Raw genomic sequence first — 25578 nt, forward strand, 5'->3', positions numbered from 1 at the left:
AGATCCAACTCATCATCAAACATTCGTCCTGCTAGTTCATCCTTTTTAAGGTGTTGCCATTCCAATTCAATCGGATTCATTTCGGAGCAATATTTGGGCAAAAAGAAGATGTATAAACCCATCTGTTCCCACTTTGACCATAACTGCTGCACCTGAAGACATCGATGTATCGGCCCGTTGTCCTGCACTATTACTCTGATGCGCCCGATCTTTTGGGCTGACTCCGCTTCTTGCTCCATCATCTGGATATAAGATTTTCTGTCAACACCACCAATAACCAAACCGTAAACAAAGCTGATTATTGGTTGAAAAAATCCAATAATGCTTAATCTACGACCACGACGTTTACTTTGTTCTAGTCGTTTTTGCTCACCTCGGAAGTAATAGGTGTAACCCGGTTCGCTCCATGCACAAAACCCTGATTCATCCAAATACTTCAAGTCTATTTCTCCACTAGCAGCAGACAGTTCTAACATATCTAGGTCTGCTTGCTTTATTTCTTGGACTTTTGGGTCTTGTTTCCCTTTGTGGCTCTTTCTGACTCGTTTCCAAATAACCCCCTTTTTTTTGAGTACCCGTCTTAATCTGTCGGGACTCAGTTTAATAGAGCGATCTCTCTCTAATTTTTGAGCTAGTTGACGACTGTTATATGTACGTGGCTCTTCTTTGAGACATTCCTCCAAAAATACTATATCCTCTTCGCTATACTTGGTTTTGCCTCCTCTACCTGGGTTATCCCAAAGCCCTTCTAAATCAAGTTTTCGCCATTTATGTAAGATTTCTCTTACCGTTTGAGGAGTCCAATTGAAATGAGCAGCTATTTTTTCTACGTACCAGCCATGTGCATTTAGTCTAATGACCTCTGCTCGGTCTTTAACTTTCTGTGGTACATCCGCAGTTCTTAGGTTTAACAGGGTTTTATCTTGCTCATAGCTTAGGAACACCCTTAGACGAGCGCCCATACTCAGTCACCTCGGTAGATATATTCTCCGTATTTATTTATCTTTACATAGTTTGGTTTTTCCATGCCGACTTACTTAGAGTCAACTTTCCTAGTACAACACGGCGTAAATAAACTACCCCTGACGCTCGTTCGCCCTTGGCGTCTCCCCTTCTCTACGAGACGCTACGCGAAGGGAGAAGACTCGCTAACGGCAGTTCCTCATGAGGAACCCTCTTGGCGCTAGCCTCTCCCTTTGGGAGAAGACCAGACTTGTCTCACCATTCCCAATCAATGAAACGCTTACGCTGTATTCATTTTTAATTTTTAATTTTTAATTTTTAATTCCGCCTTGCGGTACTAGCTCCCTCGATTTCCATCTTGTCCATAGGCTTGCCAAGCCAAGTCTACCAATCCATCAACGATCGCAGCTGCTACAACTGCATTCCCTTTGCGACTGTCAATTGTAATGTGAGGTACTAGAGAGTCTTGTAAACGCTCCTTGGCTTCATCAACATTTGCAAATCCCACTGGAGTCGCAATTATTAAAGCAGGTCTAATATCCTCAGCCTCAATTAAATCCACCAGTGCTGTCAATGCCGTTTGTGCTTGACCCACCACAAAAATACCCTCTGGATAACGCTTTGCTAAAGTTTCTATTCCCCATGCAGCACGAGTTTTTTCTTTTTGGGGACGTGTTAAAGCTTCCATACTGCAATACAGCGGATTAGCAAAGGTGTTTTGAATGTCGTAGGCAATACCTACTTGTACCATCGGCACATCGACCACAATCGTGGTACGTGCGGCTAGTGCTGCTGCTCCAGCTTGCAAGGCACGCTCAGAGAAACGAATCAAAGACTTATACTCAAAGTCAGCCGTGGCATAGATTACCCGACGCACAATCTCATACTCTGCGGGAGAAAAGACATGATCGCCAATTTCACTATCAATGATTGCTAAACTTTGAGCATCAGTTACGTGCCATTCCATTTTTGTTGAGCTTCTCAAATATTAGCTTTCAGCTTATCAGCTTCAGAGAGTTAAGAGTTAGGAGTTAGGAGTTATAAGTTAATTAAAAACTCCTAACTACTCACTCATAACTCATTACCAGAAGAAGACCGACTGAAAATAGGAGATAGGTAGGCAACCAAGACGCCAATGAGAAACCCAGAGATATTGCGAGTTAGAGGTACCCAGTCGCTTGTACGTGTCACCACTGGCCCAATGCCAAAGGCAATAAACAAGATTCCCCACAAAGGTGAGAAAATTAAAGCCCATTGCCAAGCAAAAACTTGGCCTTTATCGCGGGGCTGAGCTGCAAATCCACAAATCACCCCACCAATCACTGAGCTAATCAAGGTGAGAATCCACTGCTCTCGTGGCAGTCCGGGGACAACATTGCAACCCCCCCTAAGTAAACAGCCTTTAACTGATTCTAAGGCTTGCAGAATGGCTTGATCTTCGCCTTGTTCGCGGACAAAGTACAAATTACCGAAGCGGGTTTGCAATTCTATCCAGAAAGTCCGGGGTAAAAGTTCATAAACAGCATCGCCGACACTAAAGCTGAGGATGTTACCGCCACGAGAATCCGCAACTAGTAGAATGCTTTTGTCATCCAAACCCCAATATTTGATAACTGCGCGACCTGGGGTGCGGTCATACTGGGTCAATACTCGTAGTTTCCAACCTGTATCGGCTTCAAACTGCTCTAAATCTTTGACCAGCTTTTCTTCTTGCAGCACAGGTAGAGATTTAGCTAAGTCTACAACAGGGGTAAAGGTGTCAGGGAGTAATTCAGGATTGTCATAAGCCAGTGCTGGGGGAGAATGCATGACCCAAATCGACCCAGCCAGAAAAAATATTGCAATGGATATCAGAATTCGTCGCCAAAAACAAGATTGCATGGACGTTTTTATACAAATATCAACGGTAGAGTGAACAAGTTGTTTTAAAAGAGTACTGTAAAAATGATAGTTCTTTACACTTGTTTACTTTACTCTAATCTAGGGGATCAAAGCAAAAGGTTTTTAGGGAGTAGGGAAGATGAAGAGAAATAACCAATGCCCAATGCCCCATGCCCCAATTCAATCTTCGTCGTCAAAATTGTTTTCCCAGTTAGCAGCCTCGTTATAACTCTCATTAACGCGGTATACCTCTGCTTTGCTCCGACGATTTTCTTGTCTTAGCACTTCTCGTTCTCGCAACGTTAGGGGTGGTTTTTCATTACTTGGCAAGCGATCGCCTGTTCGTCTTGCAGGTTTTTGGCGCGTGAAATTTCTCCACGCAGCTTTCACGCCAACAACAATAGTACGTGTACCTACTTGCAGATTTTGAGCCTGAATTCTTGCACTATCAAGACTTTGGTCAACTTGTTTAACAACTTGACTAGCACTTTTTACACCTTCACTGACATTATCAGTTAAGTCAGTGATTTCTAAGCCAGTCACGCGGATAGCTTCTAGAGTGGGTGGTAACTCCCGTGATAGGGTATCAAATAGCTTTTCTGCACTGCGAGCTGCACGTGCTAACTCCTGCAAAGCCGGTATTGCCGCCACTAAAACCGCAGTCAAGCTTGTAGCGACTAAAAGTAAGGAGAGTCCCAACCAAAACAGGGGTTCAATCACGATTGTGTCATTTATGAGCGTTCTAATTGCTGGGGAAGCGAATCTGAGTCTTCAGCAAACGTTTGTCGCTTCAAGACTTGGTTTTCCTGCTGACTGGCATCTACACCGGCTGCGATCGCTTCCCGTAATCTATCTAAAGTCTCATCCCAATTTCGTAGGGCGCTAGCAGAGAGACGATCTGCCTGGATTTGCACACTCGTTGATAAATCTTCTGCCAATTCTGGGATAGCATTAGCAGATTTTTTCAAAATTTTCCGCGTTTCGCGCCCTGTGCGTGGAGCCACGAGCAAACCAGTCAAAGCACCGATGGTAGCTCCCAGCATCAAACCGCCAATAAATACTCCAGAACGGTTATTAGACATCTTATTGTTTCTCTCCTTACACCTATTTTAGGTGGGTTTTCTCCCCTTGTAAGACTCCACCGATTTTATTCAGTTAATCTATCGTGACAAAATATCAGCCATAAATGTTGCTTTTATTCATTAATTAATATAAAAAGCATTAATTACTTATAATTCCAAATTTTTCATGTCTCCCAAAGTCTTAATATCTCCGATAAAGCTTCTGGCGGGCCTCTCTTTGTATTAACACATCCCCGTAGTTCCGTACCCTTCTCCTAATGGAGATGCTGTACCAAGGGCGGTAGCCCCCACACCTTCAGCAAGCAAGCTAGATGATCTCCATATCAGCCCTAATTATAAATGTTTATGTGAACCTGGCATAACTCATTTTGCAACTGTTCTTTTCCCAGATATTAACTCTAGCTTCGGAAAATAACGCTGCCAGATTTGCCGTCCTAGCAAAAGTAGACTGATAATTTGCCGCACTTGTTGAATTTGTATTTGTAGCGCTTGATTTCTCTGCCGTAAGTTATAAATATTCTGCTGGCTGAGATAAATATTTTCGGGTGCTTTGTTCAGTGCTGCATGGGTACAACTTTCATAGGCGCTTAACCTATCTGCGATGTATGCTAGCTGCTGCTTTAGTTGACACACCCGCCAAGCCACATAGAGTAGTATCACCGAAATCAGGGTGTTAATTAGGGTAACTAAAATTATCATTGTTTATCTTCACCAAGATTAGCTTTGAGGAATTGTTCTATATACTTGATTTGGCTCTGATTTAATGATGAAGAAACTAGAGGATAAAAATTATGGCGCAAAGTACAACCTAGATTATAGTAATAAAGTATTGCAAGGCTTTACTAGGTGAAAATTAGTGTAACAAAGGCTGATGGCTAAAAACTCGCCAATTTGCCAATTTTGTAACAACGATATATCCACACATTGCAAAACCACAGCTACAATTGCCTTAGATTCACGACTCGGTTTGCGAAATCAACCCGTATGCTTAATAAGCCCCATCATGACTACATTCCACTCCTCAAGCTGATAATCCTAGTCAATTTGCGACCTTTGTGGTGTGCAAGCATAATGGCCTAGCCCCTTCAACAGATGGTGAGAGAATTGCACCCTTGGAGGCTCCCCAGCATCGCTTTTATTCTTGTGCTTCTACCTCTCCAGTTTTCCAGCCTGTCGCGTGAAGTTAACTAATATTTTGCCTCTAAAAACCTCACTAGTACAACACGGCGTAAATAAACCACCTATTCTAAATCAATGAAATCCTTACGCTGTATTCGTTTTAAATTCTGAACTTTGAATTGCGCCTTGCAGTACTAGTGGTTCATCAACCAGAAAGTACTGCGTGTGGTCTGGGGAAAGTGGGAAAGGGAAGAGTCTATATAATTCCTATTGGCTTAACCTTTTCCCTTTTATAAGCATGGGGCCTCTGCATCTCACTTTAAATTTAACCTGCTGAAGACTTTTCCCTAGTATTTCACCAATACTTGAATAATAATGATTATTTTTCTTACACATCCAGTAGGAGTTGAGGATGTTAAAAAAAGCACCGTTGAATAATTTTTTTCCAGCTATTCTTGTTGCATTGACAATTGGATTTGTTGGATGTGGAAATCAAGCTGCAAGAACTGCATTTACTCAGACTACCGCCCAGGTAAATGAGAATCTCCCCCAAGTTGTAGCAACTACAAGTGTATTGTGTGACTTAACCCGACAGGTTGCCGGGAATACAGTTAACCTCACCTGCTTAATTTCTCCTACTGCCGACCCGCAATTTTATAAACCAAAACCGGAAGATCGTAAAGCCATTGAGCGAGCTAATCTTATTCTTTATACTGGTTACAATTTTGAACCAAATCTGATCAAGTTAATTAAAGCTACTAAAAACTCTGCACCGAAAATAGCTGTCGGTCAACTGGCAGTGCCTAAGCCACAAAGATTTCAGATAGGTGATAAGAGTGTAACTGATCCACATCTTTGGCACAATGCCAAAAATACTATCAGAATGGTGGAGGTAATTAATACTAATCTGAGAAAATTAGAATCTAATGATGCAGAAGCTTATACCAGCAATACTAAAAAAATCACGAATGAACTCACTCAACTAGATAGCTGGATTAAGTCAAGAATTGCCAGTATTCCTACCAAAGAACGCAAGTTAGTTACAACCTCTGATGCACTGAGTTATTACGCCAAAGCATACGGTCTTTCATTGGCAGGCGGATTGCAAGGTATTAATACTAACGAAAAACTGACAGCCGAACGAGTCAAAAATTTGGCTATTTACATTAAGCGGGCTAAAGTATCAACAATTTTTGCTGAGGTGGAAATTAATCCTAATTTGATTCAATCTGTAGCCACAGAAGCCGATGTAAAAATTTCTAAAAGGAAGCTTTATGCTGAGGGACTTGGCGAACCAGGAAGCGACGGTGATACCTATCAGAGAATGATGATTGCCAATACACGCACAATTGTGGAAGGACTTGGAGGGACGTATTTGATGTTTGAAGCGAAACCTGCTAGATAGCCATAACATCAATTTAGTAATTCTAAATATAGCAGATCCCATTCATGTGAGGTATAAGATTATATAGCACTTCCGGCAGCTATGAGGTACATCCTTAAATCTGAAAGCTTTGATAGGAGAGGGCAAGGAGAAAAACTGTATTGCATAATAGCCGTAAGTGCTGTATTGCAAGGTGTAGGGGCAATTCACGTAGACGCAAAGCAGCTTCCCGTAGGCTATTGCCCCTACAGGTGTACCCAATAATTCTCGGTTAAGGGGAAAAGGGGAAAGAGAAAAGGGAAAGAAAAAACCTTTAAATCTTACCCTTTACCCTTTACCCAAAACCCGATTCTGAGTTAAAAATACTTAACTGAAAAGTATTGCAGGTGTACCTTACCCTTGTCGGGAAACGCTATACCAGATTTTCTAAAATTGCAGAAAACTTGCGTTTATTAGTCTATTCTTTTGAAGACATAATTGGTGTAGGGAAGATGGGTAAAAGGGATTGTGTTATTGAGATTTATCAGGTGTCCACCATACCAATGCTTTACTTTGTATCTCTTTGATGAACTCATCTTTCCCATCCATATATCCGATGATATCGTTAGGATACTGCTTTGCTAACTCACGTTTTAATTCACTATATTTCTGTGCATCTTTGGGATGTGCATTCATGTAATCTCGAAATACTAAGTGTCGTTTTACTTCCGATGATTTAGCCGTGAAGATGTGGATATGATGCGTCCTTGTACCTATGATATTATTCTTACGAAAGAAGCGGCGACCTGGTATGCCAAACTCACCCATTACTTCATAATCTAACGCTTCCATACCCAAACTACAATCATCTAATTTGGCAATATTTTCAACTTCAACCAGCAAATCAATAATGGGTTTCGCGTAGATATGTGGAATGGCTGTGCTACCAATATGGTGAATAGCAACTACATTTTCACCTAGTATAAGCGCAACGCGCTTTGATTCATGGTCAAATTTGCTGCGCCATGTCGAATCATGCGGCACTACTTCTATTTTCATCAGGATTTAGCAAAAATTTTTTTAACGTGGAGACGTAAGATGTGTAAGACATCACACATCACTAGACTTCTTGCATAAGTCGGGTAAAGGGTAAGGGTTAAAGGGAAAGGGGATAGAATTAACATTCCCCTTTAACCTTTCCCCCTTTCCCCATCTCTTGCAAAAGGCACTTTTGCAAGAGGTCTACTTCACTTACTATTGAATCCAAAATCCAAAATCTAAAATCTAAAATCTAAAATTGACTCACCATCCCCAAGTACCAGGAGTGCCTTTAAATGGCCCAACAATATCACTGGTTATCCAACCACCGTAGAAGTTACCTGGTTGTGGTTGCACCTCTTCGCCATTCACGTAACATTTATCCATGACATGAGCGTAAAAAGCTACATAGTCCTTGATAGATTCAAAGGCTGGTGTGGGATTTTGGTAAAACCAAGCAGCATTATGGACTTCTTTTTCACCAACTCGGATTGTATAGTAATTAGCGCTTCCCTTCCACTCACAAAAACTAGATTGCGGAGTCAGATGTAGATATTCCATTTTGATATCCGCAGGGGGAATGTAGTAAGAAGGAGGATGACTAGTTTCTAAAACACGTTTAGCATTGTGGGTATCTGCAATTATTACTCCGTTAAAGATTATTTGGATATGTTTATTTGTGTCCTCCAGACGAGGAGGACGGGGGTAATCCCAAACTGATTCTTGTCCGGGAGCAGGTTCGATACGTTGAGAATTAACCATTATTAAGAGTGCTGAGTGCTTTTAGCGGGGCGTTTAGACTGTGCTGAGTATTGAGCGAGGAAAAATACTTAGTATTTATGTACTAAATGAAGCAGCAACTCTCCTTGTGGAGTCACTGCGGTCTTTTAACTCAACACTCTTTATCGTACTTCTTTAAGAGCATCAACTTGCTTGGTAAATAACTCAGTGAATAAACTAAGCACAGTCCGTTCTTCACGCACTTTTATATTGGCACTGATGGACATACCTGATTGCAAGGTGACGTTTTTACCCTTAATTACTAAAGATTGCTTATCTAATGAGACTTTTGCCGGAAATCTGTAAAACTGATGGGTTTGGTCTGGCGGTAATGCGTCTGAACCTATGCCAATCACTTCCCCTTTGATATCGCCGAACTCGCTGTAAGGAAAGGAGTCAATTCTGACATCTACCTTCATACCTTTTCGCACAAATCCAATATCTTTGTTAGTGATGAAAACTTCAGCTATATAGCTTTCATTGGGGACAATTTGCAGCAATTTAGTAGTCGGAGTTGCTACAAATCCAGGGTTTTTTGCTTGTAAATCGAAAACTGTTCCAGCCACAGGCGCACGGAGTTCTTGATATTTAACGTTTAATTGCGATTGAGATATTTTACTATTGACATCTGCCAAACGCTGCTCATTATCCAGCAAAACTTTCATGAATTGGCTATCAATTGTGGCAATACGCTGTTTGTTATCAGCTATTTTATCCAAAATATTTTTATCAGAAACAGCCACCGTATTACTTGCTTCTTGTTGTCCTTTTTCTATATCAAACTGGAGGCGTTTTAGTTCTTCACCTAGTTGCGCTACTTCTGCCGTGCGGTTTTGTACTTCTTGTTGCTGGTTGAGATACTGAAGTTGAGAAATACCACCTTCTTCTGCTAATATCTTCAGCTTCTCTAAAATTCCCTGTTGAATAGCTAAACTTGATTTACTATCTTCCAGTTTAATTTGGTTTTGAGTAAATTGTTTTTTGGTTTTTTCTACTTCAAATAGTGCCGCAGAAGCACGAGAGTCTAATTCTTTTTTGGCTACTCGTAGAAGTTGTTGTTCATCAATTCCCAATCCAGAATCTTGACCAGAGTTTTTTAATTGAGTCCGAAATAATTCATTTTCTGCTACTAAGGCGGCTCGACTTTTTAATAGAAAAGCAGTTTCTTGTGGTAAATTACCGCGCAGATATAACAATTCCGATCCTGTGGCGGTACTTGCACTCATCAATCGACGATAAATCTGGTTTTCTTTAATTAATGCAAGGCGAATTTTCTTCAAAGAATTTAATTCGGCTACAGAAGCGATAGAATCAAAAGTTAGCAACAAATCTCCTGGCTTAACTTCTTGTCCATCTTTAACATTAACTGTTTTCACCACTCCACTAACAGGAGCTTGAACTTCTTTTACTGTTCCTTGCGGCTTTAATTGTCCTGTTGCTGGCACTACTTGCTCAATTTTTGCAAAATAAGTCCAAGCAATTCCAAAACAGGCTAGTCCTATGAGTGTAACCATGATTGTACGCGACCAAATTGGAGATTGGCGCAAGACAATAGATTGCTCAAATTCTTGAGTGCTTGAGTTATTTAAAGACTGTTGAGCAGCTTTCTGTTGTTTTGTGAGTACCTGTGAATCTTGCTTCACTCCGTTTTTCTGATTGCCGTTGAGGTGATTGCCATTAAGTTGAGTCATAACGATTTGGGATTTTAGATTTTGGATTTTTTGTAGGGTGGGCAATGTTTCCCGATGCCAAAAACCTTTGCCCCCAGGAATGACTAATTACAAGTTTACATCTTGTTGCTGATACAGGTAATAATAATGACCCTTGGTAGCCATTAATTCCTGATGGCTGCCTTGCTCTATAACCCTGCTGTTATCCATCACAACAATCATGTCTGCATTACTGACGGTATTCAGTCGGTGGGTAATAAAAAATACCGTATCGCCCTTGAATGCTTTGGCTAAGTTGAGACAGATTTGCCGTTCTGTGGGATAATCTAATGCACTGGTTGCTTCGTCTAAAACTAATAGTTTTGGTCTTTGTAAAACTGAACGAGCGATCGCAATTCTTTGTCTTTGTCCACCTGAAAGTGCAGAACCCCGCTCTCCCACCCGCGTGTTATACCCGTTGGGTAAGTTCATGATAAACTCGTGAGCGCATGCAACCTGAGCCGCTTCGATAATTTCTTCGGTTGTGGCATCGGGATTGGTTAGGGCAATATTTTCCTGAACGCTGCCGTCAAACAATAATGTCTCTTGGGGAACTACGCCTATTTGTCGTCGCAGTGAATAAAGTTCCACTTTGGCAATATCATAACCATCAATCAATATTCTGCCGGACTCAGTATCGTAAAGTCTCAGCAGTAATTTCATCATCGTACTTTTACCAGAACCGCTTTGTCCGACAATGCCGATAAATTTCCCTGGCTCAAATTCGAGGTTGACATTAGAAAGTTGTAGAGGGCCGCTTGTACCAAAACGGAAGGAAACATTTTCGTATTTGACTGCTCCCTTAATGGTAGGTAAGGGTATATTGTAGCGGTCTGTTTCTCCTTCTTGTGGTGTATCGACAATATCGCTTAAACGTTCTAGAGACAAGGCAGTTTCTTGGAAACTTTGCCAAAGTTGAGCTAAACGTAATATTGGGCTGGTGACGTAACCCGATATAATCCTAAAGGCAATTAATTCGCCTAATGTTAATTGTTGTTGGAGAACTAAATAAGCTCCTACCCACAAAACTAGTAAACTGCTGAGTTTGTTGAGAAAGTTACTGGTAGAATTTGCAAGGGTAGAAGTCACAACTGTTTTAAAACCAGCGGCGACAAATCGGGCATAACGCTCTTGCCAGGAAAAGCGCGATCGCAATTCGATATTTTGCGCTTTTACTGTTTGAATTCCTGACATCACCTCCACTAAATAAGATTGAGTTTCGGCGTTGCGTTCGGCTTTGGCACGTAGCTGTCTGCTAATAGTGGGAGAAGCAACTAAAGTAATTACCACAAATACGGGAATTGTGCTTAAGCCAACTAAGGTGAGTTGCCAACTGTAAATCAGCATTACACCGATATAGACCACCGAGAACAGAGCATCTAACCCTACTGTTAAGGCAGTACCCGTGAGAAATTGGCGGATATTTTCTAGTTCGTTGATGCGAGTAGAAAGTTCACCCACCGGTCGGCGTTCAAAATAGCGCAGCGGTAGACGTAGTAGATGGTCAATAATTTGTGACCCTAAACCCATATCAATCCGATTAGTAGTATCGACAAATAGGTAGGTTCTTAAGGTAGTCAATACTGCTTCAAATAGCCCAACTACTAAGAGTAAAACCCCCAAAATATGTAGTGTGCCAATACTATTTTGAGTGATAACTTTGTCGATAATTAACTGAACAACTAGGGGATTTGCCAACGCTGCCAATTGCACGAAAAAGGAAGCGATAAAGACCTCTATCAGGACTCGACGGTGGCGTGACAAATAGGGTATAAACCACCGTAAACTAAAGCGTTCTTGGGGTGTTTCTTTAGTAGCACTGAGTAGTAATACCCTAACTTGGGGCGGAAAGTTGGTTGGATCAACCTCTAATTGTTCAACCAATTGAGCGGGTTTGCAGCGCACAATTCCTTGAGATGGCACACCTACAACCACGGTATTGGCATCAGCTGCATATAAGACGGCAAAACTATCACCATAGCGAATGAGCGCAGGTGTCGGAATGCGCGTTACGGAAGCGACTGGTAGCTCTATTAACTGGGCTTTCAGTCCAATGGACTCTGCCAGGTAAGCGGTTACTTGAAACGATATAGTCCCCTGGCGTTTGACTTGCTCAGTTAAGATGCGGCGAACCACCTCTCGCCGAAACGGCATTTCTAGGTGCTTCGCGATCATTTGGAAGCAGGCGAAGGCTGAATTTAGTTCTCCTTTACCACCAAAAAATGGGTATTTTTGTTTTGGCGAATTCTTTGAATTTGGGAGGGCTGTTTGTGGAACTATTTCGTCTGATGCGTAGGGGATATCTAATTTCTGTAGGCTATCTGCTGATGTGGTGTCACTAACCACAAGTTCTATCTGATGACTATTATCTTCTAAGAGCAAATCTGACGGATTTATACCAATCAAGCGCGCGGGGTTTTGACCTATGACCTGAATATTATCTCGATCGTCGTCTGATTCTAGGCGATCGCCTGGTGACAAATCTGTGATTGCACCACCGCCACTGACAAACCAGATGCTTTCGCTATCCAGTTGGTTGAATGGAGTTTTTCCTGAAGGGAGGTAATGTATTTTCGCCTTTGGTAAGGCTTTTTCTGCCAGTTCTCTGAGATTTAAGGTAGCGATCGCTTGCTTTTGCCAATAGGAACCGAGAATATCGAAAACTTCGGCCAAATAACTGCGGTTCTTACGAGCTTCGGCAAAGGCTGGGTATGAAGCCAGAAAGCTAAAATATGCTGATGCACTCAAGGTTAAACATACTACTTCGGTGGAAGCGATCGCTGTTTCACAGGGGACATCGCGCAACAAACCAATTTCGCCAATAATTTCCCCTGGTTGCAGTAATTTCAGGGTGATTGGCATTTGCGTCTGGGGGTCGTATCCCAATAGCCGCACTTGTCCCTCATAAATGATGGTGATGCGTTCTGGGAGACTTTCTTTACCGATGATTTTCTGACCTATGCGATAGCGCCAGGCTTGTAGTTGTTCTGATAAATTAGCGATCGCTCCATCTGGTAACCGATCAAACCCCTCTAGGGTGGTGAGAAATTCAGGAAAAGTGCTCTTAATATAAGTCATATCAAATCGAAGGTAAAAGTGAAGAATAAGGCTGAGAATATTACCCAGTATCTCTTTTATTAACAGTGGCAGTATTTGATTTTATGCCAGCTACAGTAAGACTTATGTGGCATTTAGGTTGCCTAATTTTGTTAAATCGCAGAGGTTACTTTTGTCTAATTTCATACCTGTATTCACTTAACACGGTTCCTACTTCTATCTATTGTTCAAAACAAAGATAGTGTAAATAGGTCGAGGACAAGTTATCACTTGGTTAACGCTACATAATTTATACAAGTTTAAAATCAATATTTAGTATTGCAAGTATGCAGGACGGATGCTCATCATCAAACCAAGATACAGAAACGCGGTTGTTAAACTTAGGGCTGCCTATTTTTTTTATGATAATCAACCTGAAAGTATCACAGATGTTTTCCTAAGTAAATACCCTAGTTAAGAATTATGTAATAAAAAAACTTTAAATTTCTGAATTATGTTTTACAAATTCTTGAATACAGGGATTGACAGTATCATTGATGGCGAAAGACAATGAACTTTCCTTGTTAAATAGTACCCATGAGCGATTATGAAAGAATTCTTCATCACTTTTTTGCTAGCCTAATTTAATAATAAAAGTAAAGGCAAAGATTTTTTGCGCCCCAAGAGGAATCAACTATTAAATTTATGAAGGAAAGACAAGAACTGCCTTCAGTAAATTTACTAGTTTAATTAACATGAAGTCATTTGCATCGATACGCATAAAATAACCCCACCCCACAGATGGGATGAGGTTGTTGGATTTTGCTCAGTAATTACCCGATTTTAAGCAAGATTGGCACTTAAATTTACTTGCACAATCACATCGTTGTAATCTTTATCACCACCATTCGGTAAATCCTCAAAACCAAAGGTGTTATTTCCCAACAGTCGAATGTGATCGACCTTATCTGAGTTGGCACCCAAGAATGAGAAGTAAACGTTCTTATTGGCATTACCATTGAGAACAGCATCGGGTCTACCGTCCACAATAATAAATGGTGCAAACAGCGAATCAGCCCCAAAATTGCCGATGTAAGAGGCTGTACCTTGGTTGCTCACTGTCAAATCAATGCCTGCAACACGTCCACGCATGGCGGCTTCGGTGTAACCTGCTTGTCCAACGAGAATATCTGCTTTACCATCGCCATTCGTGTCAATACCACCATTCTCATCAGCAACTTTATAGAATCCCACAAAGTTGTTGAATGCAGCTTCTCTGTGAACCTTAAAATCAGCCTTTACTGATTGTGTCACATCCCGTAAATCAATCAGTTCCCCTTCCTTTTTGCCTTGCAAACCTGTACCCAAAGTTACCTGTTGATTTGTTGCTTGAACTGTGACAACCAAATTCTGGAAGTTGAGAGAAAATCCTTCATCTTCTGTGTTACTATTGGTAACTGAGGAAAAAACCACACTTGAGAAAGAGGCTTTTCCAGACAGTACAGCCTGAGTTGTACTGTTGGATATCATGTAGAATCGGAGTTTGGTATTAGACTCAAATTCTAAGATGTTTGTCAAGTCGGCACTACTAAAACCATTAGGTGAATTGCCAAGGGAACAGAAAATCACCTTGGAACGCAAAAGAGCCGCTTTTGCATAGCCTTCTGCACCAGGGGCTATGCCATCAATCTTACCTTCATCATCATCAACATTAAATACACACAGTTCATCCATCTGTTTGGAGGTCTTGGTTTTAATCTTGATTGAGAGTTTTGCTTTATCACCTTTAATGTTGAGTTTAGTCTTAACACTAAAGATATCGCCTGTAATTTTTGTCAGTAGGCTAATGGATTGGATATTAACAGTTGTCTTTTTATCAACTGCAAGTGTAAAGATATCACTGGCTTGATCTCCAGCAATATCTTTAGCAGTAACTTTGATGTTTAGACTACCCACATCCTTATTTTTAGGAGTTCCACTGAAGGTAAGAGTATCAGGATTGAACTTCAACCAAGTGGGTAGTAAATCATCATTTGCCAAAGTTGCAGTGTAAGTCAGGATATCTCCAGCATCTTCATCACTAAAAGTGTCAACTGGAACTACAAAGTTGAAGACACTATCTTCGGTGGCTTCTTGATCTTGAATTTCATTTGCCACCTCTGGAGCTTTATTGGCATTATTAACTGCAAGTGTAAATACATCATTGGCTTGATCTCCAGCAATATCTTTAGCGGTAACTTTGATGTCTAGACTACCCACATCCTGACTTGTGGGAGTGCCACTGAAGGTAAGGGTATCAGGATTGAAGTTCAACCAAGTGGGTAATAGGTCATCATTTGCCAGAGTTGCAGTGTAAGTGAGGATGTCTTGAGCATCTGCATCACTGAATGTGTCAACTGGAACTACGAAGTTGAAGACACTATCTTCAGTAGCTTCTTTATCCTGAATTGCATTCGCTACCTCTGGAACTTGGTTGACCAAATAACGCGCTACAGCAAAGTCATTATCTGTCCCGTTATTGCTAGTTCCCGCCACGAGAATCTTGCCGTCAGCTTGCACGGTGATACTGTTGCCAGAGTCATCATTGCTATTAAAGTCGGTTGTTACCTTGCCAGTAGTGTTGAAGTTGGTGTCGAGAGTGCCATCGCTGTTGTAACGCACTATGGCAAAGTCATTATTTGTCCCGTTATTGCTAGTTCCCACCACAAGAATCTTGCCGTCAGCTTGCACGGTGACACTGTAGCTAGAGTCATCATTGGTATCAAAGTCGGTTGTTACCTTGCCAGTAGTGTTGAAGCTGGTGTCGAGAGTACCATCGCTGTTGTAACGCACTATGGCAAAGTCATTATTTGTCCCGTTATTGCTAGTTCCCACCACAAGAATCTTGCCGTCAGCTTGCACGGTGACACTGTAGCTAGAGTCATCATTGGTATCAAAGTCGGTTGTTACCTTGCCAGTAGTGTTGAAGCTGGTGTCGAGAGTACCATTGCTGTTGTAACGCACTATGGCAAAGTCATTATTTGTCCCGTTATAAGCAGATCCCGCCACAAGAATCTTGCCGTCAGCTTGCACGGTGATACTTCTGCCAAAGTCATGATTGCTATTAAAGTCGGTTGTTACCTTGCCAGTAGTGTTGAAGCTGGTGTCGAGAGTGCCATTGCTGTTGTAACGCACTATGGCAAAGTCATAATCTGTCCCGTTATAGCTAGTTCCCGCCACAAGAATCTTGCCGTCAGCTTGCACGGTGATACTGTTACCAGAGTCATCGTTGCTATTGAAGTCGGTTGTTACCTTGCCAGTGGTGTTAAAGTTGGTGTCGAGAGTGCCATTGCTGTTGTAACGCACTATGGCAAAGTCATAATCTGTCCCGTTATAGCTAGTTCCCGCCACAAGAATCTTGCCGTCAGCTTGCACGGTGATACTGTTACCAGAGTCATCGTTGCTATTGAAGTCGGTTGTTACCTTGCCAGTAGTGTTGAAGTTGGTGTCGAGAGTGCCATCGCTGTTGTAACGCACTACGGCAAAGTCATAATCTGTCCCGTTATAGCTAGTTCCCGCCACAAGAATCTTGCCGTCAGCTTGCACGGTGATACTGTTACCAGAGTCATCGTTGCTATTAAAGTCGGTTGTTACCTTGCCAGTAGTGTTGAAGCTGGTGTCAAGCACTACTATACCTAGTACTGAAGCATAGGCTGCCATTACTTCTGCCCGAAACGCCAGAGTAGGAATAATTGCCCCTGTAGAAACCTCCAGCTCCCAGTCACCACCTAATGCAGTACTCCCCGTTAAGTCATCAGATGCCGCTACTACTGCACCTGTTAATTCACTCAGACGTTGTACAAATGCTTTACCTTGCTCTGTTTGCCCGACTTCGCAACCATACAACAGCAGTTGTGCATCTGCGCTCAAAGCATTTGCCCAACCCGTGAGTTGCCAAGCATAACGGTTGAGGGTTTCGTAGCTGAGTTGACTGTTCCCCAGGTAGACTTGCCCTGGTGCGCCGTGAGAAACAATGTGCAGGCTGTTGATTTGGCGATGAGTTGCCAGCACTTGGCTAATTTGCTCAATGCCGTCTTGGTCAGCGTCTAAAATAAAAACAGTAGAATTTGGCAAGACACCCGCTACCAGACTTTGGTAGTTTTCAACCTGTGGATCGATGAAAACTAAGTGAGTAGTAGATATTTTTTCGTACACGTTTTGAGTTGACTGGGTAGCGATCGCAATAAGAATGGTGTCTGACATAATTACTCTTATATTAATTAACAGTTTTTTCCTTGCAACCGTTGCTATGTATCCTCAGAAATCAGGTAGAAGCAAAATTTTTTGGCGGCATAGCAGAGGAGTCAATCATCAAACTTATACAAAAATCCAATATTCAACTTCAGTAAAATCACTGTTTTGGTTCATGTTGGGTCTATTTTGCTAGCCAAAATCGAATAAACACATCCTAGTAGTCTGCCAACCCAAAAATGCGCTTGTGAGGACTGGGGAAAGGGGAAAGGGAAAAGGGTAAGAGATTTAAACCCTTTCCCCCCGCCCCTTATCCCCAGAGAGGACCCCACCTTCCCCCTTATTCTTTACCCTGCCAAGTCACGAAAGCGAACTACTAGAAGCGGGATGAGTCGATTTAGTTTTATTGTCTCCAACACTGACTAAGCAAGGGTTTAGAACTTATCCAAAAGCTTTATGAGCGATCGCATACATGTATTATTAAGGTGCTATTAAAAGTTATTACCCGCCAATAAAATAACCCCATCCCGCAAGGGAGATGAGGATTTATAATAATCAAATAGCACTAAGAAAAGTCCAAAGGCTTGTGTTTCCTCTTTCCCAGTCTCAAGAGTGGGAATGTATGACTAAAGAACTGCTGCCTCTAATCGAGAAAGATTCAGATTTCTGCAATAGCTTGTTCTATGCAAACCTTCATTTTTTCTGACAAAGATTTGACATAGGGTTCGTTAAAAATGGAGAAGTGGTTTCCTGGAACATGTTGGATATCCAAACCTCCTAAAGCCAATTCACTCCAACCCATATTCGGATCTACTTCTTGTCCATTAGTTATGGGGCGTTCTTCTGCTCGAAATACAGTGACTCGACCTATATAAGCTTTTGGAACATATTCCTTAGCAGCCTGTTTGTTAAAATCTTTAATTTTTACTTGTTTGCGATAGGCATAGGGTAAGATCCGGGATACGTTCAGGTAAACTTTAAAGGCAAACTTCTGTAGTCTTTGTTTGAGCATATACTCAAGCCAGCTGCTCTTTCCTTCTATTTGCTCAAGAATGTAGGTAGGCCCAACTTCTAAAAGATTGTTCAAATGTCGAGAAATTCGCTTTGGCGTTGGTATTGGTTTGATAGTAGTTTTGCGACAAGTTGGACTACTAGTATCAAATATCGCTAGCAAAGCAACTTTTTGACCCTGCGCCACTAGCTGTTGAGCCATTTCCCAAACTACTAGACCACCAAAAGAGTAGCCTCCTAAAAAATAAGGCCCTTGGGGTTGAATAGTTTGGATCTCTTTAATATAGTGAGCCGCCATTTTATCAACTCGCGTCAGGGGAGCTTCTCTTCCATCTACACCTCTAGCTTGTAGGGCATAAAATGGCTGATTGGAACCGAGATAGTTAGCAAAGTCGCGATAATAAAGGATACTTTCACCAGCACCATGTACACAAAATATAGGTGGTTTATCACCGTTGGTTTGAAGAGGTACTAGTGATGACCAAGGTAGCCATTCTCCAGTTTTGAGGTTAGCTTGATTTTCATCTTCAACTATTAACTTTTTCAGTGGTGAATTATTGCTCTTTGAAAATCTGGCGATCGCTTTGCCTAAAAAACTTTTAAATGAACCCTGTTGCGGCTCAGAATTCGGTTGAATGGAGAGTGACTTTTCACCGATCAGGTTAGCTAATTTCTCAATAGTTGGAGCTTGTAAAAGAATAGATAGAGGCAGGGTTTTGCCAACTATCTTTTCAATTTCAGCAAAAAGACGAACTGCAATTAGTGAGTGTCCACCTAAATCAAAAAAGTTATCTGTTATTCCAATTGGGCGAATTCCTAAAACATTTTCCCAAATTTCAGTTAGCTGAATTTGCAATGGCTCTTCTGCTGCGACAAATGTTTTTTCTATTTTAGAATTAGTTGGATTAAGCGCAGGTAAGGCTTGGCGATCAACTTGGCCATTAGCATTCAATGGCAGAGAATCCACTATGGCAAAGTCAGAAGGCAACAAATGCTCAGGTAGCTTTTGTTGGAGAAAATTCAGCAGTTGCTCATTTTCCAAAGTCTCTCCTTGTTGGGGAACAAGATAAGCAACCAAATGTTTATCCTCTGGAACATCTTCTTTGACAATCACCACAGTTTTTTGCACGCCTGGATATTGACTGATAATTGTTTCAATTTCAGCCAACTCAATGCGAAAACCGTGGATTTTTACCTGATTGTCTAGACGGCCCAAAAACTCAATATTGCCATCGCTTAAATAGCGTCCTAAATCGCCACTTCTGTAAAGATATGCTCCAGATTCACTGCTAAAGGGATTGGGGATAAATTTCTCAGATGTTAAGTCTGGACGGTTAAAGTAGCCTTGTGCAGTACCAATACCGCTGATGTAGATTTCGCCAGGAATGCCAATTGGCACTGGTTGCGATCGCCGATCGAGAATGTAGATTTTGGTATTGGCGATCGCTTTCCCTATGGGAATTTCTGACCGAGTGTTACTGGCTTCAGTGGCAGTTTCAGGATCGTAAATCGTGGCGGTTAAAGTTGTTTCTAGCGATCCATAAGCATTTAGCCAGCGCGATCGCTTGCCAACTTTTTCTACCCAAGTTAAATAGGCATAGCGTGAGACTTTTTCACCACCAACCATGACTAAGCGTAAGCTGAGTGGCAAGGTTTGTGGAGATATAGATGGCTCGTTAACTAACTCATACCAAAAAGAAGTAGGTAAATTGACAACGCTAATCTGTTGTTGAGCAATGAATGGGAAAAACTGCGCCGTCGAGTTTTGTAACTCTTGAGGCTGGATAATTGCAGTAGCACCAGCAATCCAAGTGGGGAAAAGTGATTCAATGAAAGAATCGCAACTGATACTAGATATTAGTAGTAGGCGATCGCGCTCAGTCAACTCCCAAGTTTCGCTAATTGCCAAGCTGTGGGTGACAAGGTTACGGTGAGTAATGGCTATACCGTTGGGTTTTCCATCACAGCCGGATACATACATCACACAAGCGAGAGTCTGATCTGTGGTGTAATATCCTAGATTTTCAGTCGTGTGTACGGCAATACTTTCCCAATCTCTATCCAAACAGATAATTTGCGCCTGATGCTCAGAGAGTTTCTCAACCAATGAGCTTTGGGTTAACACTAAGGATATTTGAGCATCTTCTAAAATGAAAGCCAAGCTATCTTGCCCAGATGTCGGAGCTATGGATACGTAGGTTCCCCCTGCTTTCAAAACACCCAACAGCCCCACAATCGCATCTAGGCAAGGCTCTAGATTCAGACCAACGAGTACCCCCGATTTTACCCCTAGAGTTTGCAAATAGCGGGCTAGTTGATTTGCACGCTGGTTGAGTTCCTGATAGGTTAGTTGCTGATTTTTAAAACTTACTGCAATATTATTTGGAGTTCGTTTGGCTTGAGCCTCAAACCACTGATGAATACAAGTATTCTGGGGATAATTAGCCTGTTTACCATGCCAATCAACCAACACTTGATGTTGTTCACCTGCTGTCAACAGAGGTAATTCAGATATCGGCAGATCGGGATTAGCAACAATACCTTCGAGTAAAGTTTTGAAGTGTCCCAACATCCGCTCTATGGTACTGGCATCAAACATCTCGGCATTGTAATCAAATACCATGCCCAGACCATTATCCTGTTCCCGCAAGACTAATGTCAGATCGTATTTGGTCTTGCCATGATAAATGTAGCCAAATAGAGAAGTGATAGTCAAATCAGGTAGTTGCACTGCTCCCATGCCACGACCATTAGACCAAGGAGGATTGAGAGAGAACTTTACTTGAAATAAAGATGAACTGTTCCGACTTTGTTGTTCTGGTCTAAGTTCTTCAATTAGTCTCTCAAATGGTAAGTCTTGATGGCTATAAGCCTCTAAGCAATCCTTACGCACGCGGTCTAACAATTGTCGGAAAGTTGGGTTTCCTGCTAAGTTACCCCGCATTACAAGAGTATTAGAGAAAAATCCAATCAGCCGCTCGGTTTCTACTTGTCCACGGCTTGCACTGGCAAAGCTAATGAGTAGGTCTTCTTGTCCAGAATAACGGTAGAGCAGTAGCTCAAACACTGTCAGTAGAGTCATGAACAGGGTGACACCCCATTTTTGACTCAGGTCTGTTAGGGCATGGTTCAGCGCCTTTGATAGCAGCAGGGCAGCGCGATCGCCCCGATATGTCTGCACACCTTGAGGACGGGGATGATCGTAAGGTAACTTAATAATTGGTAAATTGCCTTCTAGCTTTTGCTTCCAGTAGTTTACCTGTGACTCTAAAACCTCTCCCTGGAGCCATTGATATTGCCAATTGGTAAAATCAGCATACTGCACTGGTAAGGGGGTTAAAGGAGAAGCTTTCCCAGCTGACAATGCTTTATAGATGGTAGTGAAGTCTTGATAGAACACATCAGAGGAAGCTCCATCACAAACTATGCAGTGCATATTCCAGATTAGCAGATGCTCGCGATCGCTCAACTTCAGCAACAGCACGCGCAAAATCGGGCCATTGGCGAGATCAAAAGGTTGATGAGCTTCTTTAGTTGCCAGTAGGAGAGCTTCAGCCTCTCTTTTTTCATCTGGTACTTGCCGCAAGTCAATTATTGGCAGCGTCAAAGAAACATCAGTAGCAATTACTTGAGAAGGCTTACCATTCACGGCTGGAAAAGTTGTCCGCAGAACTTCATGGCGGCGGACGACTTCTCTCAAACTTTCCTCTAGAACAGCAACATTGAGATTTCCCGTAAAACGCACCACAACGGGCATATTATTTGAGGAACTATTAGGTTCAAATTGATGCAGGAACCATATCCGTTGCTGACCAAAGGAAAGCGGCAAGTTGCCATTCCGTTCACAAGCGACAATTGGGGGAATCTGTGAACTGGCAGCTATAGTAATTTGTTTTAGAAAGTTGATGATTTCGGCTTTTTGAGTTTTTAACTCGGTGAGCAATTCCGGCGTGAGACTATCTTTTGCCGCCCGATAGCGTAAGCGTTCGCCCTCTAACCAAAGTTTGACATCGCGCTGACGTAGCTCAGATAGTAGTTCATCTAATGTTTTCATAGCTCACCTTCCTCGTAATCATCAGCTGTTTCACTATCAGCAGCCTGAACTCCTTGGGTAGCCCAGCGCAGAGTTTCCACTCGTTCAGCCAGTTCTGCCACCGTTGGTAATTCAAATAAATTGGACATCAGGATTTCTACTTGCAAGGCTTGGCGCAGTCGAGAAACCACTTGAATTCCTAGTAGAGAATATCCACCCAGTTCAAAAAAGTTGTCATAAATCCCAACCCGATTGACATTCAAAACCTGTGTCCAGATATCTGCAATCTGCTGCTCAATGGAAGTACGAGGCGCTACATAATTTGCTTCTAGTTCTGGACGCAAAGAATCAGGCTTTGGTAGTGCCCGACGATCAACTTTGCCGTTAGCATTTAGCGGCAAGGTTTCCAGCGCCACAAAAATCTTTGGCACCATATATTCAGGAAGTTGTTGTTTCAAGAATCGCCGTAATTCGGAGATTATTTGTGGGCTATCTTGACCAACTTCTGCGACAAAATAACCAACCAGTAATTTCTCACCAGGAGTATCTTCTCGAACAATTACTACTGCTTCTTTAACTGCTGGATATTGCAAAAGTGCGATTTCAATTTCACCCAATTCTATGCGGAAACCGCTCACTTTTACCTGATTATCAATCCGACCCAGGTATTCAATCTTTCCATCTGGAAAATAACGAGCTAAGTCCCCAGTTTTATATAAGCGTGATTGGGGATCTGAGCTAAAGGGATTGGCAATAAATCTTTCAGCAGTCAGATCCGGGCGATTGAAATATTCTCGTGCTAGACCATCGCCACCAATATGCAGTTCACCTGTAATTCCAATTGGAACAGGTTGTAAATGGGAGTCTAAAATATAAACTTGGGTATTAGCAATGGGGCGACCAATAGGAATAGAAGCTCCTGGCTTTAATGGCGCTGTAATGTCATAACAGCAAGTAAAAGTTGTACTTTCGGTTGGCCCATAACCATTAATCAGTCTACAGTTTTCGACTGTGTTGATAAATTTTTGGACGTGGGTAACAGATAAAACATCACCACCAGCTAACAGTTGACTTAAGGGTTTTAAAGCATCAATTTTTTCATCGACTATCAGATGGAATAAACCTGCTGTTAGCCACAGGGTTGTCACCTGGTATTGCTGAATAATTTGTCCTAATTCGTCTAAAGATGGGGTATGAGGAGGGAATATTACTAGTTTTCCACCGTTAAGCAAACAACCCCAAATTTCAAAAGTTGAAGCGTCAAAGGAAATAGGACTAATTTGCAGAAATACTTCTTTGGCAGTGAGATTTACATAATTAGTGTCTTTGACTAATCTAACTACACCTTGATGGATAACACTAACACCCTTGGGCTGACCTGTAGAACCAGATGTGTACATTACATAAGCCAAGTTATTAGCTTTGACACTAGTAATTACATTCTCTGATGTTTTTTGATTGATAGTATCCCAGTCGGTATCTAGGCAAATTACACTTGCTGCGTGATCGGGTAGTTTGTCAACTAGCCGTTTTTGGGTCAATAATAATTTGATCTGGGTGTCTGAAAGCATGAAAGCCAAGCGTTCTTGGGGATAACCCGGATCTAGTGGTACATAAGCTCCACCTGCTTTCAGAATCCCTAAAAGACCTACCACCATTTCTAAGGAGCGATCGACGCAGATTCCCACAAGCACATCTGCACCTACTCCTAGTGTTTGTAGGTATTGTGCTAATTGATTCGCGCGAATATTTAACTCTTGGTAAGTAAGTTGCTGTTCTTGAAATACCAACGCTATTGCATTTGGGGTACGCTCTACCTGCTCCTCAAATAACTGATGAATAGATTTATCTTGGGGATACTCTGTTTGAGTCTGGTTCCATATTGCTAATAACTGTTGCTCAACTGCTGGTAAAATTGGCAATTTAGCAATACTTTGATTGGGGTTAGCAACTATACCTAATAACAAAGTTTCAAACTCTGCCATCCGGTTGCGGATGGTGTCAGCGTCAAATAAGTTAGTGTTGTACTGACATTCCAGGGTCATCTGACCACGTAATTCCGTAGCATTGATGAACAGTTCAAAATTCTCGAAGGCGCGGGGGTTAGAGAAAAATTCTACTTCCAATCCAGTGAAGGGGAGTTTATCACTATCTAAACCCTGATCGATATTAAATGTAATTGGAACTAAGGGAATACGGCTAGAATCTCGTGGCAAAACTAATTTTTTAACTAGACTACCAAAGGTAAATTGTTGGTGATCGTAGGCATCTAAGACAGCCGATCGCCGCGTCTGCAAGTAGTCGCTGAAAGATTTTTCGCCATCAATTTGGCTACGCAAGGGTAATAAATTTACACAATGACCTACGAGATTATATTGCCCCAAAGCAGCTTGTCCGGCGGCTGGAATAGCTACAACCAAGTCATTTTGCCCTGTCAGACGGTGCAGCCAAACCTCAAATCCTGCCAGGATAGTGGTCATAAAGCTACAACCGAGTTTTGTTCCTAGTTGTTTGAGGTTGGCAACTAATTGGGGATTTAAATGCCAATCTTCGCGAGCGGCGTTAAAGGTTCTGAGTGGTGGACGAGGGCGATCGCTAGGGAAATCCAGCACAGGTACAGAGTCAGCGAATTGTTGTAACCAATATTCTTCTGTGGCGATCGCTTCTGGACTATCCGCCTCTTCTTCCTGCAAAGTCGCATATTCACTTAAGTAGTCTGGTTCTTCTAATTCAGGAACAATACCCTGTTGCAAACCAGAATATAGTTTACCCAAATCTGGCATCAGCACTGCCCAAGACCAACCATCACAAATAATATGATGGGCTGTCAAAATAGCTAGATGCTCCTGCGGCTGCAATTTGACAATTTTTGCCCGAAATAGAGGGCCATGTTCCAAATCAAAAGGTTGCTCTACTTCTTGTCGCAAGATACTAGCTAATTTGTCCTGTTTTTCCTGTGGTTCCAGATTAGAAAGATCAATAATAGGGATTTCAATTTGCCGAGAAGCAACAATGCAGAGTGTATTGCCATCGGTGCTAAAAGTTGTCCGCAGTGCTTCATGACGTTGTACTAACTCTTCAATCGCAGACTGGAGAATTTTGACATCAAGTTCGCCTTTGAGTCGCAGAGATTGGGACTCATTATAAGCACAATTGGCTGCATCCCCCATTTGCACAGAAGCCCAAATTTCTTTTTGTGATTCTGTAGCAGGGGCAGTTAGAAGTAATTCTCCATCTGCAAATGGATCAAAATCAACCGCAGTCAATCTGGATTGGTAATCTACAGGTGATAAGCTCATAAAATTCTCTTATTTTCTCAGTTTATTCAATATG

Annotated in this window: 13 protein-coding genes and 1 pseudogene; 1 reads left to right on the top strand and 13 read right to left on the bottom strand. The window is 41.9% G+C overall.

Going from position 1 to position 25578, the window contains the following annotated elements:
• Positions 1 to 47: 47 nt before the first annotated feature.
• The 6 genes and pseudogenes from FD723_RS01795 to FD723_RS01820 all read right to left on the bottom strand — a co-directional run.
• Positions 48 to 962 (bottom strand): annotated as a pseudogene (locus tag FD723_RS01795) (IS630 family transposase); the annotation flags it as partial.
• Between the two features lie 338 nt (positions 963 to 1300).
• Entirely contained in the window at positions 1301 to 1930 is a 630-nt protein-coding gene (locus FD723_RS01800; protein ID WP_179063832.1) for a precorrin-8X methylmutase, read from the bottom strand.
• Between the two features lie 104 nt (positions 1931 to 2034).
• Positions 2035 to 2772 (bottom strand): TPM domain-containing protein, encoded by a 738-nt coding sequence (locus FD723_RS01805; protein ID WP_256875016.1) that lies wholly within the window; start codon positions 2770 to 2772, stop codon positions 2035 to 2037.
• Positions 2773 to 3024: 252 nt separating this feature from the next.
• Positions 3025 to 3564 carry a DUF948 domain-containing protein gene (locus FD723_RS01810; RefSeq protein WP_179063834.1) on the bottom strand — a complete coding sequence of 180 codons (540 nt, stop codon included), beginning with the start codon at positions 3562 to 3564 and terminating at the stop codon, positions 3025 to 3027.
• 11 nt (positions 3565 to 3575) lie between these two features.
• A complete protein-coding gene (locus FD723_RS01815) occupies positions 3576 to 3926 on the bottom strand; it encodes a YtxH domain-containing protein (RefSeq protein ID WP_179063835.1) in 351 nt (116 codons plus the stop codon).
• A 363-nt stretch (positions 3927 to 4289) separates the two neighbouring features.
• Entirely contained in the window at positions 4290 to 4625 is a 336-nt protein-coding gene (locus FD723_RS01820) for a hypothetical protein (RefSeq protein WP_179063836.1), read from the bottom strand.
• 832 nt (positions 4626 to 5457) lie between these two features.
• Here FD723_RS01820 and FD723_RS01825 point away from each other — a divergent pair.
• Entirely contained in the window at positions 5458 to 6450 is a 993-nt protein-coding gene (locus tag FD723_RS01825) for a metal ABC transporter solute-binding protein, Zn/Mn family (protein ID WP_179063837.1), read from the top strand.
• A gap of 489 nt (positions 6451 to 6939) precedes the next feature.
• On the opposite strand, the gene FD723_RS01830 is transcribed toward FD723_RS01825, so the two are convergent.
• The 7 genes from FD723_RS01830 to FD723_RS01860 all read right to left on the bottom strand — a co-directional run bounded on the left by FD723_RS01830 (position 6940) and on the right by FD723_RS01860 (position 25544).
• Positions 6940 to 7467, bottom strand: a complete 528-nt coding sequence (locus FD723_RS01830; RefSeq protein ID WP_179063838.1) for a GrpB family protein — start codon at positions 7465 to 7467, stop codon at positions 6940 to 6942.
• Positions 7468 to 7710: 243 nt separating this feature from the next.
• Positions 7711 to 8208, bottom strand: a complete 498-nt coding sequence (locus FD723_RS01835) for a DUF427 domain-containing protein (protein ID WP_179063839.1) — start codon at positions 8206 to 8208, stop codon at positions 7711 to 7713.
• A gap of 140 nt (positions 8209 to 8348) precedes the next feature.
• Positions 8349 to 9917: an HlyD family efflux transporter periplasmic adaptor subunit gene (locus tag FD723_RS01840; protein ID WP_179063840.1), complete on the bottom strand. Its 1569-nt coding sequence runs from the start codon at positions 9915 to 9917 to the stop codon at positions 8349 to 8351.
• Between the two features lie 87 nt (positions 9918 to 10004).
• Positions 10005 to 13013: a peptidase domain-containing ABC transporter gene (locus FD723_RS01845; RefSeq protein ID WP_179063841.1), complete on the bottom strand. Its 3009-nt coding sequence runs from the start codon at positions 13011 to 13013 to the stop codon at positions 10005 to 10007.
• A gap of 801 nt (positions 13014 to 13814) precedes the next feature.
• On the bottom strand, positions 13815 to 17213 hold the full coding sequence (locus tag FD723_RS01850; RefSeq protein ID WP_179063842.1) for a DUF4347 domain-containing protein: 3399 nt from the start codon (positions 17211 to 17213) through the stop codon (positions 13815 to 13817).
• A gap of 646 nt (positions 17214 to 17859) precedes the next feature.
• Positions 17860 to 22266 carry a non-ribosomal peptide synthetase gene (locus FD723_RS01855; RefSeq protein WP_179063843.1) on the bottom strand — a complete coding sequence of 1469 codons (4407 nt, stop codon included), beginning with the start codon at positions 22264 to 22266 and terminating at the stop codon, positions 17860 to 17862.
• Positions 22263 to 25544: a non-ribosomal peptide synthetase gene (locus FD723_RS01860; RefSeq protein ID WP_179063844.1), complete on the bottom strand. Its 3282-nt coding sequence runs from the start codon at positions 25542 to 25544 to the stop codon at positions 22263 to 22265. The genes FD723_RS01855 and FD723_RS01860 overlap by 4 nt, the downstream gene beginning before the upstream one ends.
• Positions 25545 to 25578: the final 34 nt, after the last annotated feature.

The sequence above is a fragment of the Nostoc sp. C052 genome (assembly GCF_013393905.1).
GTDB lineage: Bacteria > Cyanobacteriota > Cyanobacteriia > Cyanobacteriales > Nostocaceae > Nostoc.